Origin of the sequence: Paraburkholderia bryophila (assembly GCF_003269035.1) — a bacterium.
Lineage (GTDB): Bacteria > Pseudomonadota > Gammaproteobacteria > Burkholderiales > Burkholderiaceae > Paraburkholderia > Paraburkholderia bryophila.
Genome location: NZ_QLTK01000004.1, coordinates 320787 through 337654 on the forward strand (window position 1 = coordinate 320787; position 16868 = coordinate 337654).

A 16868-nucleotide genomic window follows, 5' to 3' on the forward strand; every position below is an offset into this window, starting at 1 on the left:
CTCAAAAATAGACGTGATGCGTTTCAACATCACTTTTAGAGGGAACAGCGACACCCGACGCTTGGCGCGTCCCGGGTATTTGAAGCCGGCGGGGCGCGACTGCCCGATGACAGCGCGCCCCGCCTTGACTACGTCAGCTCGTCTTACTGGAGGAGCTTCAGAACTTGCTGCGGGTTCGAGTTAGCTTGCGCCAACACCGAGATACCCGCTTGTTGCAGCACTTGCGCCTTGCTCAGGTTCGCCGTTTCCTGTGCGAAGTTGGCGTCCGTGATTTGCGACTGTGCCGACGACAGGTCGGTCGACTCAGCTTGCTGCGACGTGGCGATGGCCGTGAAGCGGTTTTGCGCGGCGCCCAGCGATGCCTGCAGGTTGTTGACCGTAGCCAGTGCGTTGTCGATCGACACCATGGCCTGATTCGCGCCCGTCACCGTGCTGATGTTCAGGTTCGACACCGTCGGCGGCGTGTTGATCGCGTTGATCTGCGCCACGGCCGAAGCCTGAGCTGCCGAACCTGCGCCTGCCGTCGTCGTTGCTGCGGCCTGCAGTGCCAGCGCCGTACCTTGCGTACCCGTACCCGCCGTTGCGCCCGAGCCGAACACGGCTGCTGCGACGGTTTGCGCGATTGCCTGGTTGTTCTGGTCGGTAAAGGTGAAACCGCCCTTGCCGTCCGACAACACGTTGATGGCCGTGATGGCCGGGCTCGCTGCCGACGTGTACGTACCCGTGTTGTCGACGCTGACCGACACCGTGCCGACGGTTTGACCGGTTTGCACCAGACCGCCGCCGACCTTCGCTGCCGACATCGACTGGCTCAGGTTCAGGCTGATGGTCTGGCCAACGTTCGCGCCGACCTGGAACGTCACGTTACCTGCCGAGCCGTCCAGAATGTTCGTGCCGTTGTACGTGGTTTGCGACGCGATACGGTTCACTTCCGAAATCTGCGCCGACACTTCCTTCTGCAGCGCAGCCTGGTCGCTCGACGACAGCGTGCCGGTTGATGCCTGCACAGCCAGTTGGCGAATACGTTGCAGGCTGGAGGTCAGCGACGACAGTGCGCTCGACGCGGTTTGAATCATCGACACGCCGTCGTTGGCGTTCGACACGCCCTGGTTCAGGCCGTTGATCTGCGTCGTCATACGCGTCGAGATCGCCAGACCTGCCGCGTCGTCGGCCGCGCTGTTGATGCGCTTGCCCGAAGACAGACGCGTGATGGCTTGCGAGAGAGCGCTTTGCGAGCCGTTCAGGTTCTGTTGCGCAACCAGCGAGTTGATATTGCTATTGATTCCGAGCATGGAAGATCTCTCAAATAAGCATTGGATTTTTTACCGACATCGGCAACGGCGGAATCATTCAATAGATGTCTACCGCATCACCAATGACGGCCCACGCCAACGAAACTTGAGAGATTTATCAAAATTTTATCCAAATAAGTTTTGTCGATATTTGTCAAGCCCGACTCATCCCATTTGCGATCCTAACTAACTGGTACAGTCTTACCCGCTCGGCCTTTACCAGCCTGCTTCGCGAGCCGATACCCCGACTCGCGAAGAAAAGCCCTTTAACGATAAACACTTACCGCCTCGCGCGAATATCGCGCAAAGTTTATCGATCGGCGTTTTTAAGCAACGTTGCGACGGCTTAAAGATTCATTAAGGTCTGGTCGACGGTCTTTTGCGTCTTGATCGTCTGCGCGTTCGCCTGATAGTTGCGTTGCGCGGTAATCAGCTTGACCAGTTCGCTGGTGAGATCGACATTCGAGTTCTCCACCGCGCCGCCTTGCAGGACGCCGTGATTCGTCGAACCCGGCGCCGAAATCTGCGCGACGCCCGATTGCGACGTCTGCTGGAACTCGTTGTTGCCGAGGTTCACCAGACCGTTCTGGTTCGAAAAGTTCGCCAGCGCGATCTGACCGAGCGCAGTGGTTTGCTGGTTCGAGTAGTTGCCGGTCAGCGTGCCGTCGGCGGCAATCGTGAAGCTCGTCAGCGTGCCGGCGGCGTAGCCGTCGGGTTGCAGCGTGTTCACGCCATTCTTGCCGCCGTACTGCGTCGTGCCGCCGATGTTCAGCGTCAGATTCTGCGGCGTGGACGAACCGTCCGTGGTCGGCACACCGAAGTTGAACACGAACGGCGTGGCGGTGGCGACGCCGGTCTTGTCCGTGGTACCGAGCAGCGTGCCCGACGAATTGAAATTCGCGTGGCCGATCAGTTGCGCCGCGCCGCTCGACGGCCCCGCGTAGACATTCCACGCGCCGGCCGCCGTCTTGGCGAAGTACAGGTTGACCGTCTGCGAGCCGCCGAGCGAATCGTAGACCGTCGTGCTGGTCGAGTAGTTGTACGTGGTCGAGCTGTTCTGGTTGAACGCGATCGGCGTGGGCGCGATCGTGTAGCTGTCGTTCGTGGCCGGCAGACCATTGAACGTGATGGTCTGACCGTTGCCGAGCGGGATCGCGGTGCCGGCCGTGTAGGTGCCGGTGGTCGACGTGCCGAGTGTGTTGTCGGTCACCGTGTAGGCGGTCGCGCTCGTGAACCTGACGGTGTAGTTGTCGTTGTTGGTGCCCGAAGCCGGGTGCGTGATGGTCGCGCCGGGCGTGGTGAGCGTGCCGGTGTTCGCGCCGGGCGTGACGGTCGGCGTGCCGAGCATCAGCTTGTCCTGCGCATTCAGGTTCAGACCGGCGACGATCTTCGTGGTGGCCTGCGGCGCGATATTCGCGGTCGGCACGCTGAGCGGCACGGTTTGCGCGGTATTGACGACACCCGCGCCGTTCGCGCCGAAACCCATCAGTTTCAGGCCTTGCGCGTTGGTGATGAAACCGTTCTTGTCGAGCTGGAACACGCCGTTGCGCGAGTAGACCGCCGTCCCGTTGTTCGACAACTGGAAAAACCCATTACCGTTGATCGCGACGTTGAGCGCCTGGTTGGTGCTGCTGATCGTGCCTTGCGAAAACTGCTGCTGTACTTCGGCAAGCCGGGTGCCGATGCCAACCTGATTGCCCACCGCGGTCGCCACCGAATTGGCGTACATGTCGGCGAATTGCGCGGAGCCGCTTTTGAAGCCGACTGTATGCGAGTTGGCGACGTTATTGCCGATCACGTCGAGATTCTGCGACGCGGCCGTCACCCCACTTAAACCTTGCTGGTATCCCATCGTGGTCTCCGTTCTGGAAAATCGTAACTTCGGTGGTGTCGTTCTGAAGAGGGACGCGGCGCCGTGATTTCAGCGCCCCGCAATGTCAGACGCTCGTCGCGTCGCCGGATAAGCTGTCGGGAAGCGGTGCGACGGCCCGCTGCAACGGAGCGGTATTCGCATCCGCCAGCGCCGACACGAGGTGTGAAACGAGGTGTGAAACGAGGTCCGACACGTTCATCGCGCCATTACCAGTCGAATCGCCGGTAAACGATTGGGCTGCGGATGGCATCTGGTTCTGCGCACTGGCGGTCGACGCGCTGACCGACGTGGTGGTGATCGATGACATGCAAAGGCTCCGTGCGCCGAGTTATTCGCTGTTTTTGGTGCGACGCCCCGAGCCCGTCGATCTGGACTATCTATCCGCCACACCCGCATTCTTACAATTGTTTCAAATGTTACGCGATATTTCTCGAAAACATTGTGAAGATTTGTCGTAGGAATGCGGCTGTGCAAGCCTATGCGCGGTTTTTACGCAGGGTGGGCTCATCACGACGACGGCCTCGGCGCGCTATCCGCGCATGTCGATTTCCGCTGTTATCGTTCGTCGTCGGGTAAACGGCCCTGCGGCCGTCGTTGCGCCACGACAGCGCGCCCAGCAACCGCCCACGGTGACCACGATGACCCTGAAGCTTTATGCCCATCCCTTCTCTTCTTACTGCCAGAAGGTCCTGATCGCGCTTTACGAAAACGGCACGCCGTTCGAACTGCGCAAGCTCGCGCACGACGACCCGCAGGTCATGGCGGAATTCGCCGCGCTCTGGCCGATCAAGCGCTTTCCGCTGCTGGTCGACGGCAACCGGACCGTGATGGAGGCGAGCGTCATCATCGAGTACCTCGGTCTCGTGCATCCCGGCCCGGTGCGGCTGCTGCCGGCTGATCCGCTCGCGGCGCTGGAGGTGCGCGGCATGGATCGTTTCTTCGACAATTACATCTCGACGCCGCAGCAGCGGATCGTGTTCGACAGCCTGCGTCCGGAAGCGGAGCGCGATCCGACCGGCGTCGCCGAAGCGCGCGCCATGCTCGACACCGCATACGGCTGGCTGAACGATGTGATGACGCAACGCGAGTGGGCCGCCGGCGACCACTTCAGTCTCGCCGATTGCGGCGCCGCGCCGTTCCTGTTCTACGCGGACTGGACCCACCGCATCGGCGCGGCGTATCCGCACGTGCTGGCATACCGCAAGCGCCTGCTGGCGCGCCCATCGTTCGCGCGCGCGGTCGACGAAGCGCGGCCGTATCGCTCGTACTTTCCGCTCGGCGCGCCTGAGCGCGATTAGTCGGACACGGTCGTCGGCCCTGCGCGCGCGGCCCCAGCCACGGGGCCGGCGCAGCGCCGCGCGGGCACATCCTTCGCTGCCGGCAAAACCCCACTGCGACAACAGGATTTCCACCCTATACACTTCACGTCGAAACCCAATTCCGCCCATTACTCATAAGGCAAAAAACATGGACCGTTTCGAAGCGATGGAGATATTTACGCGGGTGGTGGAGGCCAACAGCTTCACCAAAGTATCCGAATCGCTCGACCTGCCCCGCGCCAAAGTCAGCCGCACGATCCAGGCGCTGGAGGAACACGTCGGCGTGCGTCTCCTGAACCGTTCGACGCGCCAGGTCAGCGTCACCGAAGACGGCGCGGCCTTCTACGAGCGCTGCGTGAGCATCCTCGCCGAAGTCGCCGAGGCCGAATCGTCGCTGTCGAACAAGCGCGAAAATCCGGCTGGCACGATCCGCGTGGACACGTCCGGCACGCTCGCGCGGGCGCTGCTGCTGCCCGCGCTCGACGATTTTTACCGTCAGTACCCCGAGATCGACGTGCGGCTCGGACTCGCGGATCGCAATATCGATCTGATCCAGGACGGCGTGGATTGCGTGATCCGCATGGGCACGCCCGAAGAGTCGAGTCTGGTGGCGCGGCGCATCGGCCAGGCGCGCATCGTGACGTGCGCGTCGCCGGCCTATCTGGAGCAGCACGGCACGCCCACCACGCTGGAGGAATTGAGCGAGCATCGCGCGGTCAATTACGTCTCGGCGCGCACCGGCCGAACCTTCCCGTTCGAATACGAAGTGGCCGGCGAGATCGCCCGGGTCACGCTGAAAAGCGTGCTTGCCGTGAACGACGGTTCGGTCTACATCGGTGCGGCCGCGCTCGGCCACGGCATCATTCAACCGTCGCGTTTCATGGTGGCCGATCTGATCAAGGAAGGTGCGCTGAAGGAAATCCTGACCGACCACACGAGCCCGAGCACCCCGTTGTCGATTCTGTACGCGCATCGCCGCAATCTGAGTTCGCGGCTACGTGCGTTTATCGATTGGGTCAGCGAGCTGTCGCGCAACAATCCCGATCTGCGCATAGCGGACGCCTGAGCGGCAAGCGCGATCGGCGGCAGGTATCACGCGCCCCAAAAACAAAAGCAAAAACCCCATGCGTTGAAAAAACGCATGGGGTTTTTCTTTGCAGAACCCGACTATGCAGTGAGGCAGTCAGGTTCCCACCATCAATCAGGCAATCCGCTCTTCGTTCGACGGATCGAACAGCACCGCCTTCGACGTATCGAACAACAGCGTGGCGTTCGTCAGCGGCTGCGGGTTCGACGCCGGGTGTACGCGGCTCACGATACGCTTGCCGTTGACCTGCGCGAACACCAGCGTGTCCGGTCCCGTCGGCTCGATCACGTCGACCTTCAATTCGATCGGCTGCAGCTGCGCGTTGTCGCCGTGCGCGCCGCGCGCGTCGGTGATGCGTTCCGGGCGCAGACCCAGAATCACATCGCGGCCCACGTGCGACTTGACCTTGGCCGAATCGAACGGCAGGTTCAACGCGGCACGCGTGACGCCCGTGTCCAGTTCGAGCGCAACACCTGCGCCCTGCTCCACCAGCTTGCCCTGAATGAAGTTCATCGGCGGCGCGCCGATGAAGCCGGCTACGAACAGATTCGACGGCGAATCGTAGATTTCCTGCGGCGCGCCGAATTGCTGCACGATGCCGTCTTTCATCACGGCGATGCGGTCGCCGAGCGTCATCGCTTCGATCTGATCGTGCGTCACGTAGACGATCGTCGTGCCGAGGCGTTGATGCAGCAGCTTGATTTCCGAACGCATCTCGATGCGCAGCTTCGCGTCGAGGTTCGACAGCGGCTCGTCGAACAGGAACATCACCGGATCGCGCGCGAGCGCACGGCCCATCGCCACGCGCTGACGCTGGCCGCCGGACAATTGCCCCGGCTTGCGGTCCAGCAGGTGCGTGATCTGCAGCGTGTTCGACACCCGGTCGACGATCTGTGCCTGCTCCTGCTTCGGCACCTTGCGGATGTTCAGGCCGAACGAGATGTTCTCGCGCACCGTCATGGACGGATACAGCGCATACGACTGAAACACCATCGCGATATCGCGATCTTTCGGCGACAGGTTGTTCACCGTCTTGCCGTCGATCTGGATCTCGCCCTTGGTGACGGTTTCGAGGCCGGCGATCATGTTGAGCAGCGTCGACTTACCGCAGCCCGAGCCGCCGACCAGAATCAGGAACTGGCCGTCTTCGATGTCGATGTTGACACCCTTCAGAACCGGCACCCCGTTCGGGTAGGTCTTGTACACGTCACGGATGGAAAGGCTTGCCATGCTGTGAATCCTCTTTGTCTCTGGTACTGCTTGAAAACGTCTTGTCGGGTGACGGCGGCGCGGTTCATATGAAGCGCCGTCGTCCTCGGATGGTTTAGCCCGGCTTCAGCCCTTCACCGCGCCCGCCGTCAGGCCGCGCACGAAATAGCGTCCGGCGACGATGTAGACCAGCAAGGTGGGCAGCGCCGCGATGATCGCGCCGGCCATGTCCACGTTGTATTCCTTCACGCCGGTCGAGGTGTTCACGAGGTTGTTCAGCGCCACCGTGATCGGCATCGAATCGACGCCGGAGAACACGATCCCGAACAGGAAGTCATTCCAGATCTGCGTGAATTGCCAGATCAGGCAGACCATGAAAATGGGCAGCGACACCGGCATCAGAATCTTCGTGAAGATCGTGAAGAAACCCGCACCGTCGATCCGCGCGGCTTTCACGAGTTCAGCCGGAATGCTGACGTAGAAGTTGCGGAAGAACATGGTCGTGAAGGCGATCCCGTAGATCACGTGCACCACCACCAGACCGGTCGTCGTGTTCGACAGGCCCAACATGCCTTCGAAGCGCGCCATCGGCAGCAGGATCGCCTGGAACGGAATGAAACAGCCGACCAGAATCATCGTGAAGATCGGGTCCGCGCCGCGGAAACGCCAGTGTGTCAGCACATAGCCGTTGAACGCGCCGATGATCGACGAGATCAGCACGGCGGGAATCACCATCCGCACCGAGTTCATGAAGAACGGCTGCATACCGTCGCAGCGCACCCCCGTACAGGCGCCGCTCCATGCCTTGATCCACGGATCGATGGTCCAGTGCGTGGGCGGCGTCAACAGATTGCCGGTACGCAACTGATCGATGTCCTTGAACGACGTGGACAGCATCACGTACAGCGGGAACAGGAAGTACAGGGCGAACAGAATCAAGGCCGCATAAATGACGGCGCGGCTGATCGTCATCTTAGGCTGCATTGCGGGTGCTCCTCGATTCCAGATACATCAGCGGCACGAGCACGGCGACGACGGTGGCGAGCATCATCATCGACGAAGCCGCGCCGACGCCCAGTTGCCCGCGATTGAACGAAAACGTGTACATGAAAATAGCCGGCAGCGATGAGGACGTGCCCGGACCGCCCGCGGTCAGCGCGACGACCAGGTCGAAGGTCTTGATCGTGATGTGGCAGAGAATCAGCAGCACGGAGAAAAACACCGGACGCATGCTCGGAATCACGATCTTGCGGTAGATGGTGGGCAGCCCTGCGCCGTCCATCTGCGCCGCCTTGAAGATCTCGCCGTCGACACCGCGCAGACCCGCGAGGAACAGCGCCATCACGAAGCCGGTGGATTGCCAGACGGCCGCGATCACGACGCAGAAGATGGCCTTGTCCGGGTCGCCCAGCCAGCTGAACGAGAAGCTGGTCCAACCCCAGTCATGGAATACCTTTTCGAGGCCGACGCTCGGCGTCATGATCCATTGCCACGCCGTACCCGTCACGATGAACGACAACGCCATCGGGTACAGGAACACGGCGCGCAGCGCGCCTTCGTTGCGGATCTGCTGATCGAGCAGGATCGCGAGGAACAGACCGAGACCGATACAGATACCGATGAACGGAATCCCGAACCAGCCGAGGTTGGCCGCCGAGGTCCAGAACACGTCGTTATCGAAGAGCTCGCGATAACGGTCGAGACCGACGAACTCATAGCGAGGCATCAGCCGCGAATTGGACAGCGACAGATAGCCGGTAATTGCGATAAAGCCATACACGAAGATCAGGCTGATCACGACGCTGGGTGCGAGCACCAGCTTCGGAATCCAGCGATCGGCAAGCGCCGCCATCGGCGACGCGCGGCGGGCGGCGGTGGCCGTTTTCCCGTTTCCGCTGATAGAAGCAGTCACTACTCGACTCCTGCTGAAACTGAACCGCCGCGGTACTCGCGCCCGACAGACGCAAGGCGGCAACGGCCTGGGTGTGACTCGATGAATCCAGAGGTGAAACCGCCCGCCGACAAACCAGTCGGCGTAACCGGCGGTCTGAAGGGCGCGCCCGGTGTGCGTGGAGTCACGCCGGGCGCGCCGCTTCGCTTACTTCACTTACTTGGTCTTCGCTGCCTTCGCGAGCGCTGCAACCGCGCTCTTCGAATCCTGCTGCGAGTTCATGAACTTCGTGACCACGTCCGAGATCGCGCCGGCTGCTGCATCCGGTTGCGCCATGCCGTGAGCCAGCGACGGCACATAGCCGCCCGACTTGATCGCGACCTGTTCATCCGCGTACGACTTCTTCGCGCAGTCGTCGAACTTGGCCATCGACACGCCCAGACGCACCGGGATCGAACCCTTGTTCAGGCTGAACTGTTCCTGGAAGTCCGGCGACATGATCGTCTTGGCCAGTGCCAGTTGACCCGGCGTTGCGGTCTTCTGGCCCTTCTGCTGGAAGAACACGAACGAATCGACGTTGAACGTGTAAGCCTTTTCCGTGCCCGGCACCGCGGCGCAGACGTAGTCCGTGCCCGACTTCTTGCCGGCGTTGGCAAATTCGCCCTTCGCCCAGTCGCCCATGAACTGCATGCCGGCCTTGCCGTTGATGACCATCGCCGTGGCCAGGTTCCAGTCGCGGCCCGTACGGCCCGCGTCGAAGTAGCCCTGGATCTTGCGGACCGTATCGAACACCTGAACCATCTGATCCGAGGTCAGCGTCTTCTCGTCCAGATCCACCAGCGCCTTCTTGTAGAAGCCCGCGCCTTGCGACAGCACGACGTCTTCCCACAGCGTCAGGTCTTGCCACGGCTGACCGCCCATCGCGATCGGCTGGATGCCGTCGGCCTTCATCTTGTCGGCCAGCGCGAAGAACTCAGGCCACGTGGTCGGCACCTTGCCGCCTGCCTTGTCCAGCGCTGCCTTGTTGATGTACAGCCAGTTCACGCGGTGCACCGAGAACGGCGCGGCGACATAGTGACCGTCGGCGTGCATGATCTTGTCGATTTCCGGCGGCAGATTCTTCTTCCAGTCGCCGGCGGCTGCGTCGATCGGCACCAGCACGCCTTGCGACGCCCAGTCCTGAATCAGCGGGCCCTTGATCTGCGCAGCGCTCGGTGCGTTGCCCGAGATCACCTGCGTCTTCAGTGCCGTCATGGCAGCCGCGCCCGCGCCACCCGCAACCGCGAAGTCCTTCCACGTGTAACCCTGCTTCGTCATGTCGTCCTTGAGGACGCCGACGGCTTTCGATTCGCCGCCCGAAGTCCACCAGTGCAACACTTCGATCGACTCGGCAGCCTGCACGGCCGAGACGCCACACATCAGACCCGCGGCGCACAAAGCGCCCATGATCGCGCGAAATTTCATTGCTTATCTCCTCCAGACACCTGAACAAAAAACAAATGGCCCCTGATGTCGCCAGGGTGCTGTGGTTGGTTCAAACAGGCAAAACACTGGGCGATCGAGCACGGTCGGGCGCATGCGCGAGGCATGTGCCGGCGGACCGATGTCCGGCCGCTGGAAGCTCAACAGATGAGTGGTTCGGGATGCAACTGACTGTCTCCTCTTTTGATTTTTGCCTGCCCGCGTCGAGCGCGGCAGACTCGAGGTACCTTGCACGTCAACTTGGGCAACCGCCTTGCCGGCCGGTCTACTTCCCGGCTTTCCGTAGGGCTCGCCGAGCCGCGCTGGCACGTGCCGAAAGGCATTGTCCGTTAACATGCAGGGGTCGCCTGACGATTCGGGAAAACGCGCATCTTGCCTGCCAGCGCACGCTTTTTTCATCGAATTAGCGCTACCTCTTGATTTGGATTGTAGTTAAACTACAATTCAGTGTCAAAAAATATTTTATCGGACTACGGTCGCCCTTTCCGGTCATCCCGGCGGCCCCAGGACATCGACGGAGACTCATGCAAACCGACTCAAGCTTCACCTTCGTTCTCTTCGGCGGAACCGGCGATCTGTCGATGCGCAAGATCCTGCCGGCACTGTTTGAAGCACACCGTGCAGGCGGCATGCTCGCGGACAGCGGCAAGATCGTCGCGGTGGCGCGGCATGCTTCGGATCGTGCGGAGTACATCCAGTGGGTGAACGAACACGTCAAATCGCATGTGTCGAAAAACGGGGTGGATGAAACGGCGTGGGCGAGCTTTCTCGCGCGCATCGAGTTCATCAACATCGACCTCAGCAAAGCCGAAGACTTCGTGCAGTTGCGCGAGGTGATCGAGGGTTTGCCCGGCATCCGCGTGTTCTATCTGGCAACGGGTCCGTCGCTGTTCGTACCGATCTGCCGCGCGCTCGCGTCGGTGGGGCTGAACGACAATGCGCGCATCGTGCTGGAAAAGCCGCTCGGCTACGACCTGAAGTCGTCGAATGCGATTAACGATGCGGTCGGCGAAATCTTCAACGAAGAACAGATCTACCGGATCGACCACTACCTCGGCAAGGAACCCGTCCAGAATCTGCTGGCGCTGCGCTTCGGCAATGCGCTGTTCGAGCCGCTGTGGCGCCGCGAGTGGGTCGAGAGCATCCAGATCACGATTGCCGAGGAACTCGGCGTGGAAGCGCGCGGCGACTTCTACGACAACACCGGCGCGTTGCGCGACATGGTGCAGAACCACTTGCTGCAACTGCTTTCCATCGTCGCGATGGAACCGCCGCATTCCATGGATTCGGACTCGGTGCGCGACGAAAAGCTGCGCGTGCTGCGGGCTCTGAAACCGATCGATCCGCGCGATATCGGCAAGGTTGCCGTGCGCGGCCAGTATCATTCGGGCGTGATCCGCGGCAATGCGGTGCCGGCCTACGCCACCGAACCCGGCGTGAAGCCGGACAGCAGCACCGAAACCTTCGTCGCGTTGAAGGTCGAGATCGAGAACTGGCGTTGGGCCGGCGTGCCGTTTTTCCTGCGCACCGGCAAACGGCTGGCCGATCGCGTCGCCGAGATCGTGGTGAATTTTCGTGCGGTGCCGCATTCGGCGCTCGGCGCCTCGGCGTTGCGCGCCGGCGCGAACCGTCTGGTGATCCGCCTGCAGCCGAACGAAACCATCCGCCTCTACTGTCTTGCGAAGCAGCCCGGCGAAGGCATGAACCTCGCCAGCGTGCACCTCGACCTCGCGTTCGACCAGTTCTTCCGCGAAGGGCAAATGGAGGCGTATCAGCGCCTGTTGCTCGACGTGATCAACGGCCGCCTCGCGTTGTTTGTGCGGCGCGACGAACAGGAAGCCGCATGGCGCTGGGTCGAACCGATCCTGAACGAATGGAAGGCATCGATCAAGCCGCCCAAACCATATGCATCGGGTACGTGGGGACCGGCCGCCTCGAGCGCGATGCTCGCGCAGCACGGCACCTGCTGGCTCGAAGAAGAGAATTGAACTGACACGCGGGACGTTCCCGCAGATCCAACAAAAAAGCAGCACGGAGGAGAAGTGATCCAGCTTCACGCTTTCGACGATCAACGCGCCCAATCCGACGCGTTGGCGAAAGCGGTCGGCGACGCATTACAGGCGTCGCTCGCCGCTCAGGCGGCCACATCCCAAAGCGGTGTGCGCCCGGCCATGCTTGCAGTGTCCGGCGGCAGCAGTCCGCGTCCGTTCCTGCAAACTTTGTCCACGCAATCTTTCGACTGGGCGCGCATTGCCGTGACGCTGGTCGACGACCGCTGGGTGCCCGAGACGGACAGCGCGAGCAACTCGCAACTGGCGCACGACACGCTGTTGCAGAACGCCGCGAAACACGCCGCGTTCTGGCCGCTGGTCGACACCACGCAAGCGCTGGACGCGCACGTGGCCGCGCTGAACGCCGACCCGCGCTTCAGCGTGGTGCCGGACGTCGCGATTCTCGGCATGGGTGAAGACGGCCATACGGCGTCGATCTTCGCCGACTCGCCCGAATGGGATCACGCGATCACCACCACCGAACGCTTCGTCGCCGTGCATCCCGGCAGCGCGCCGCATGCGCGCGTGAGCTGGTCGCTGTCCGCCTTGAAGGAAGTGAAGCATCTGTTTTTGCTGATCGCAGGACCGCGCAAGATGGACGTGCTGAACGCCGCGTCCGCTTCGCTACAAAAAAATGCCATCTCGCAGTTGGCAAACGACAAGGGAGTGAGACTCGATGTCTACTGGTGTGCAAACTAAGGCTGTTCCGGGCGCGGGCCAGCACGCCGATGGACCGAGGCTGCTGGCCGACATCGGCGGCACCAATGCGCGCTTCGCGCTGGAAATCGCGCCGGGCGAGATCGGCTCGGTGCAGGTGTATCCGTGTGCGAACTATCCGGGCGTTGCCGAAGTCATCAAGAAGTATCTGAAGGACGTCAAGATCGGCCGCGTGAATCACGCGGCGATCGCGATTGCGAACCCGGTCGACGGCGATCAGGTGAGCATGACCAATCACGACTGGAGCTTTTCGATCGAAGCCACGCGCCGCGCGCTCGGCTTCGACACGCTGCTGGTGGTGAACGACTTCACCGCGCTGGCGATGGCCCTGCCTGGCCTCACCGACGTGCAACGCGTGCAGGTGGGTGGCGGCGCGCGCCGGCCGAACAGCGTGATCGGTTTGCTGGGTCCGGGCACCGGCATGGGCGTGTCCGGCCTGATTCCCGCCGACGACCGCTGGATCGCGCTCGGCAGCGAAGGCGGTCACGCCACCTTCGCGCCGGCCGACGAACGCGAAGACATCGTGTTGCAGTACGCGCGCAAGAAATGGCCGCACGTGTCGTTCGAACGGGTCGCTGCGGGTCCCGGCATCGAAGTCATCTATCGCGCGCTCGCGGGCCGCGACAAGAAGCGCGTGGCGGCAAACGTCGACACGGTCGAGATCGTCAAGCGTGCGCTGGAAGGCGAGCCGCTCGCGGCGGAATCGGTCGACGTGTTCTGCGGGATTCTCGGCACGTTCGCCGGGAATATCGCAGTGACGCTCGGTGCGCTGGGCGGCATTTACATTGGCGGCGGGGTCGTGCCGCGGCTGGGCGAGTTTTTCGCGAAGTCGTCGTTTCGCAAGCGGTTCGAGGCGAAGGGTCGCTTCGAGGCGTATTTGCAGAACGTGCCGACCTATGTGATTACCGCGGAGTATCCGGCGTTTCTCGGCGTGTCGGCGATTCTGGCCGAGCAGTTGTCGAATCGCGCGGGCGGGAGTTCATCGGCGGTGTTCGAGCGGATCCGGCAGATGCGCGATGCGCTGACGCCCGCCGAGCGGCGCGTGGCGGATCTGGCGTTGAATCATCCGCGCTCGATCATCAACGATCCGATCGTGGATATCGCGCGTAAAGCGGATGTGAGTCAGCCGACGGTGATCCGGTTTTGCCGGTCGCTGGGGTGCCAGGGTTTGTCGGATTTCAAGCTGAAACTGGCGACGGGGTTGACCGGAACGATTCCGGTGAGTCATAGCCAGGTGCATCTCGGCGATACGGCGACGGACTTCGGCGCGAAAGTGCTGGATAACACCGTGTCGGCGATTTTGCAGTTGCGCGAGCATTTGAATTTCGAGCATGTCGAGCGCGCGATCGATCTGTTGAATGGCGCGCGGCGGATCGAGTTTTATGGGCTCGGGAATTCGAATATCGTCGCGCAGGATGCGCACTACAAGTTCTTCCGGTTTGGCATTCCTACTATTGCCTATGGCGATCTGTATATGCAGGCGGCTTCGGCTGCTTTACTCGGCAAGGGCGATGTGATCGTTGCCGTGTCCAAGTCGGGGCGGGCGCCGGAGTTGCTGCGCGTGCTCGATGTTGCGATGCAGGCTGGGGCTAAGGTGATTGCCATTACCTCCAGTAATACGCCTTTGGCTAAGCGGGCTACGGTTGCTTTGGAGACCGATCATATTGAGATCCGTGAGTCGCAGTTGTCGATGATTTCGCGGATTTTGCATCTGGTCATGATTGATATTCTTGCCGTTGGGGTGGCTATTCGGCGGGCTGTGCCTTCTGCCGATGTGGCTGAGACTGTCGCCAAGGCCCGGCAAGGGGCGGATGATGATGCTTCCGCTGTGCTCGACTGGTTGAGTCATGGGGCGGCTTCTTCGGCTCGGGATTGAGGGTGGGAGTTGGGGGTTGGGCCTTCGGCTTTGGGTGTGGGGTGCCTTTGGTGTTGGCCTTTCCTTGCGTTGTTAGTGGTCTATTAGCGTTGCCCCTGTGCGGGGCGGCACTGACTTCTCTTTGCCGCGGCAAAGAGAAGTCAGCAAGAGAAAGCCGCTCACACCGCTAATTTTTAAGCGGGGCCCTCGCGCAGTTCTGGTAGTGGTGCATCTGGAATCCGTGCTCTCGCACATTCCGCGTTTGTGGCACAGCAGTCATTCTTCCGGCGGCGCTGCGCGCGCCGTGGCGGTTGTTCATGCACCGCCCCTGCTAAGCGGGGTCCTCGCGCAGCCACGGTAGTGGTCCATCTGGAATCCGTGCTCTCGCACATCCCGCGCTTGTGGCACAGCAGTCATTCTTCCGGCGGCGCTTCGCGCGCCGTGGGGGTTGTTCATGCCTCCCTCTGCTAAGCCGGTTCCTCGCGCAGCCACGGTATTGGCTCATCTGGAATCCGTGCTCTCGCACACTCCGCGTTCGTGACACAGCAGCCATTCTTCCGGCGGCGCTGCGCGCGCCGCAGCGGTCGTTCACGCGCTGCCCCCTGCTAAGCGGGTTCATCGCGCAGTTGCGCTAGTGGCGCATCTGGGATCGGGCTCTCGTACACTCCGCGCCTGTAGCCCAGCGGTCATGCCTCCCGCCTCGCGCTTTCAAACGCATTTGTTCGCGGGTTACGAATTGGCGCTGTTGGGAGAGCGTGACGTCAATCGGAAATAGTCAAGACACTTCCGGCGACCGGGCATCCAAAGGGGAGCCCGTTCGTGCTTTCGTGTGCGGTTCATGATTGCGCCTCGACCGTCGCGGCAAAGCGACCGTGAGTTTGTGTTAGTGCGTTACCGCCGGCCGCCGTGAGGATGATTTGGAGCGAGCTCGCTTGGTCGGCACCGACCCGATCGCACGACCGGTTTCGTCGTTCTCCGACGCTTCCTCCGCTTTCTTTGTCAAAAGCTCCGCTGCGTGACGTGCCGTGAGCTGCAACTGAGGAACGCCCTTCGCATCCAGCGCAATGATGCCGTACAACTCCCGGTCGGCCTCTGCCTCCAGCCGGTAGTCTTCGCCGGTTTCAACCCACAGCCCCAAGAGTGTTCGCTGACGCGTTCTTTCATCAAGCGTTATCGCGGGGTTCTGGTAAATCGACGTCGCAAGCGTCAGCAGTTTGTCCAACTGCGCTGTGTACCGCTCAATGAGACCGAACGTGGAAAGTGCAAGTTTCTCGTACTGAATGGCATCAACAGAAGGGCGCGCGATGCGTCGAGAATTTTTGGGGGATTTACTCATATGCGATCTCCAGATGCTGACTCGGATCGCCCGACACGCGTTTGAAATAGCAGGGTGAGCGGGCACATTGCCGGGGTTCGCAGACCGGTGCGCGATACCAAGAACCGGAGAGCCGTGAGGCTCCCCCGCCAAGGCCCGCCCATAGAAAAATGGACGTTCACAAGCAACCACACTGGTGCGTGCGGTGGCTCGCGCTTTACGGGCTGCGACACCCGTTTGTCGTGACGTGCACGACAAAACGAGTGTAGAACCAGCGGCGCGGCATGTGATCACTCGCGCAGGCTAAATAGCGCGCGAATGCCCCTCTTCTGAAATTTCCCAACGAGTGTGTCAGAAACACAAGTAGTTAGTGATGCGGAGCAGATTTGCTGCTGTCCATGCTGCATCGGCTACTTGATGCCGCGCCGAGATACGCTTCGTCCATGGCGGCGCGACTCGTTGATATCGAGTTGATCTTCGTCGTTCGGGGGCTGGCACGAGTCCGGCGAGCGCGCAGCGCGAGGCACCCGCTTAGCAGCGGCCGTGTGTGAGCGACCGCCACGGCGCGCGAAGCGTCGCCGGAAGAATGACTGCTGTGTCACGAACGCGGAGTGTGCAAGAGCACAGATTCCAGATGCACCACCACCGCAACTGCGCGAGGGCCCCACTTAAGAATTAGCGGTGTGAGCGGCTTTCTCTTGCTGACTTCTCTTTGCCGCGGCAAAGAGAAGTTAGTGCCGCCCCGCACAGGGGCAACGCTAATAGACCACTAAGAAT

At 61.6% G+C, this 16868-nt stretch carries 13 protein-coding genes; 5 read left to right on the forward strand and 8 right to left on the reverse strand.

Annotation, left to right across the window (positions count from 1 at the left end; translation table 11 throughout):
• Positions 1-143 precede the first annotated feature (143 nt).
• From BX591_RS10175 to BX591_RS10185, 3 genes are all read right to left on the reverse strand, one after another.
• Complete coding sequence (locus BX591_RS10175) at positions 144-1292, reverse strand: flagellin (protein WP_111930784.1); 1149 nt, start codon at positions 1290-1292, stop codon at positions 144-146.
• A gap of 346 nt (positions 1293-1638) precedes the next feature.
• Complete coding sequence (locus BX591_RS10180; RefSeq protein WP_111930786.1) at positions 1639-3144, reverse strand: flagellar hook protein FlgE; 1506 nt, start codon at positions 3142-3144, stop codon at positions 1639-1641.
• A gap of 85 nt (positions 3145-3229) precedes the next feature.
• On the reverse strand, positions 3230-3472 hold the full coding sequence (locus BX591_RS10185) for a hypothetical protein (protein WP_111930788.1): 243 nt from the start codon (positions 3470-3472) through the stop codon (positions 3230-3232).
• A gap of 331 nt (positions 3473-3803) precedes the next feature.
• Between BX591_RS10185 and BX591_RS10190 the strand changes: the two genes are divergently transcribed.
• Both BX591_RS10190 and BX591_RS10195 read left to right on the forward strand, forming a co-directional pair.
• Positions 3804-4463, forward strand: a complete 660-nt coding sequence (locus tag BX591_RS10190; protein WP_111930790.1) for a glutathione S-transferase family protein — start codon at positions 3804-3806, stop codon at positions 4461-4463.
• Positions 4464-4632: 169 nt separating this feature from the next.
• On the forward strand, positions 4633-5550 hold the full coding sequence (locus BX591_RS10195; protein WP_111930792.1) for a LysR family transcriptional regulator: 918 nt from the start codon (positions 4633-4635) through the stop codon (positions 5548-5550).
• Positions 5551-5685: 135 nt separating this feature from the next.
• Here BX591_RS10195 and BX591_RS10200 read toward each other — a convergent pair whose 3' ends face one another.
• The 4 genes from BX591_RS10200 to BX591_RS10215 form a co-directional block, all read right to left on the reverse strand.
• Positions 5686-6801 (reverse strand): ABC transporter ATP-binding protein, encoded by a 1116-nt coding sequence (locus BX591_RS10200; RefSeq protein ID WP_111930794.1) that lies wholly within the window; start codon positions 6799-6801, stop codon positions 5686-5688.
• A 105-nt stretch (positions 6802-6906) separates the two neighbouring features.
• Positions 6907-7764: a carbohydrate ABC transporter permease gene (locus BX591_RS10205; protein WP_111930796.1), complete on the reverse strand. Its 858-nt coding sequence runs from the start codon at positions 7762-7764 to the stop codon at positions 6907-6909.
• Positions 7754-8692, reverse strand: coding sequence for a carbohydrate ABC transporter permease (locus BX591_RS10210; RefSeq protein ID WP_111930798.1), 939 nt, complete (start codon positions 8690-8692; stop codon positions 7754-7756). Before BX591_RS10210 ends, BX591_RS10205 begins: the two co-directional genes overlap by 11 nt.
• A gap of 195 nt (positions 8693-8887) precedes the next feature.
• A complete protein-coding gene (locus BX591_RS10215; protein ID WP_105507539.1) occupies positions 8888-10135 on the reverse strand; it encodes an ABC transporter substrate-binding protein in 1248 nt (415 codons plus the stop codon).
• A gap of 542 nt (positions 10136-10677) precedes the next feature.
• Between BX591_RS10215 and zwf the strand changes: the two genes are divergently transcribed.
• Genes zwf through BX591_RS10230 form a run of 3 tightly spaced genes read left to right on the forward strand, consistent with a single transcriptional unit; the run spans position 10678 to position 14797 of the window.
• Complete coding sequence (gene zwf, locus BX591_RS10220) at positions 10678-12141, forward strand: glucose-6-phosphate dehydrogenase (RefSeq protein ID WP_111930800.1); 1464 nt, start codon at positions 10678-10680, stop codon at positions 12139-12141.
• Between the two features lie 54 nt (positions 12142-12195).
• A complete protein-coding gene (gene pgl, locus BX591_RS10225; RefSeq protein WP_111930802.1) occupies positions 12196-12903 on the forward strand; it encodes a 6-phosphogluconolactonase in 708 nt (235 codons plus the stop codon).
• Entirely contained in the window at positions 12881-14797 is a 1917-nt protein-coding gene (locus BX591_RS10230) for a bifunctional transcriptional regulator/glucokinase (protein ID WP_111930804.1), read from the forward strand. Before pgl ends, BX591_RS10230 begins: the two co-directional genes overlap by 23 nt.
• A gap of 862 nt (positions 14798-15659) precedes the next feature.
• Here BX591_RS10230 and BX591_RS10235 read toward each other — a convergent pair.
• Entirely contained in the window at positions 15660-16112 is a 453-nt protein-coding gene (locus BX591_RS10235) for a hypothetical protein (RefSeq protein ID WP_111930806.1), read from the reverse strand.
• Positions 16113-16868: the final 756 nt, after the last annotated feature.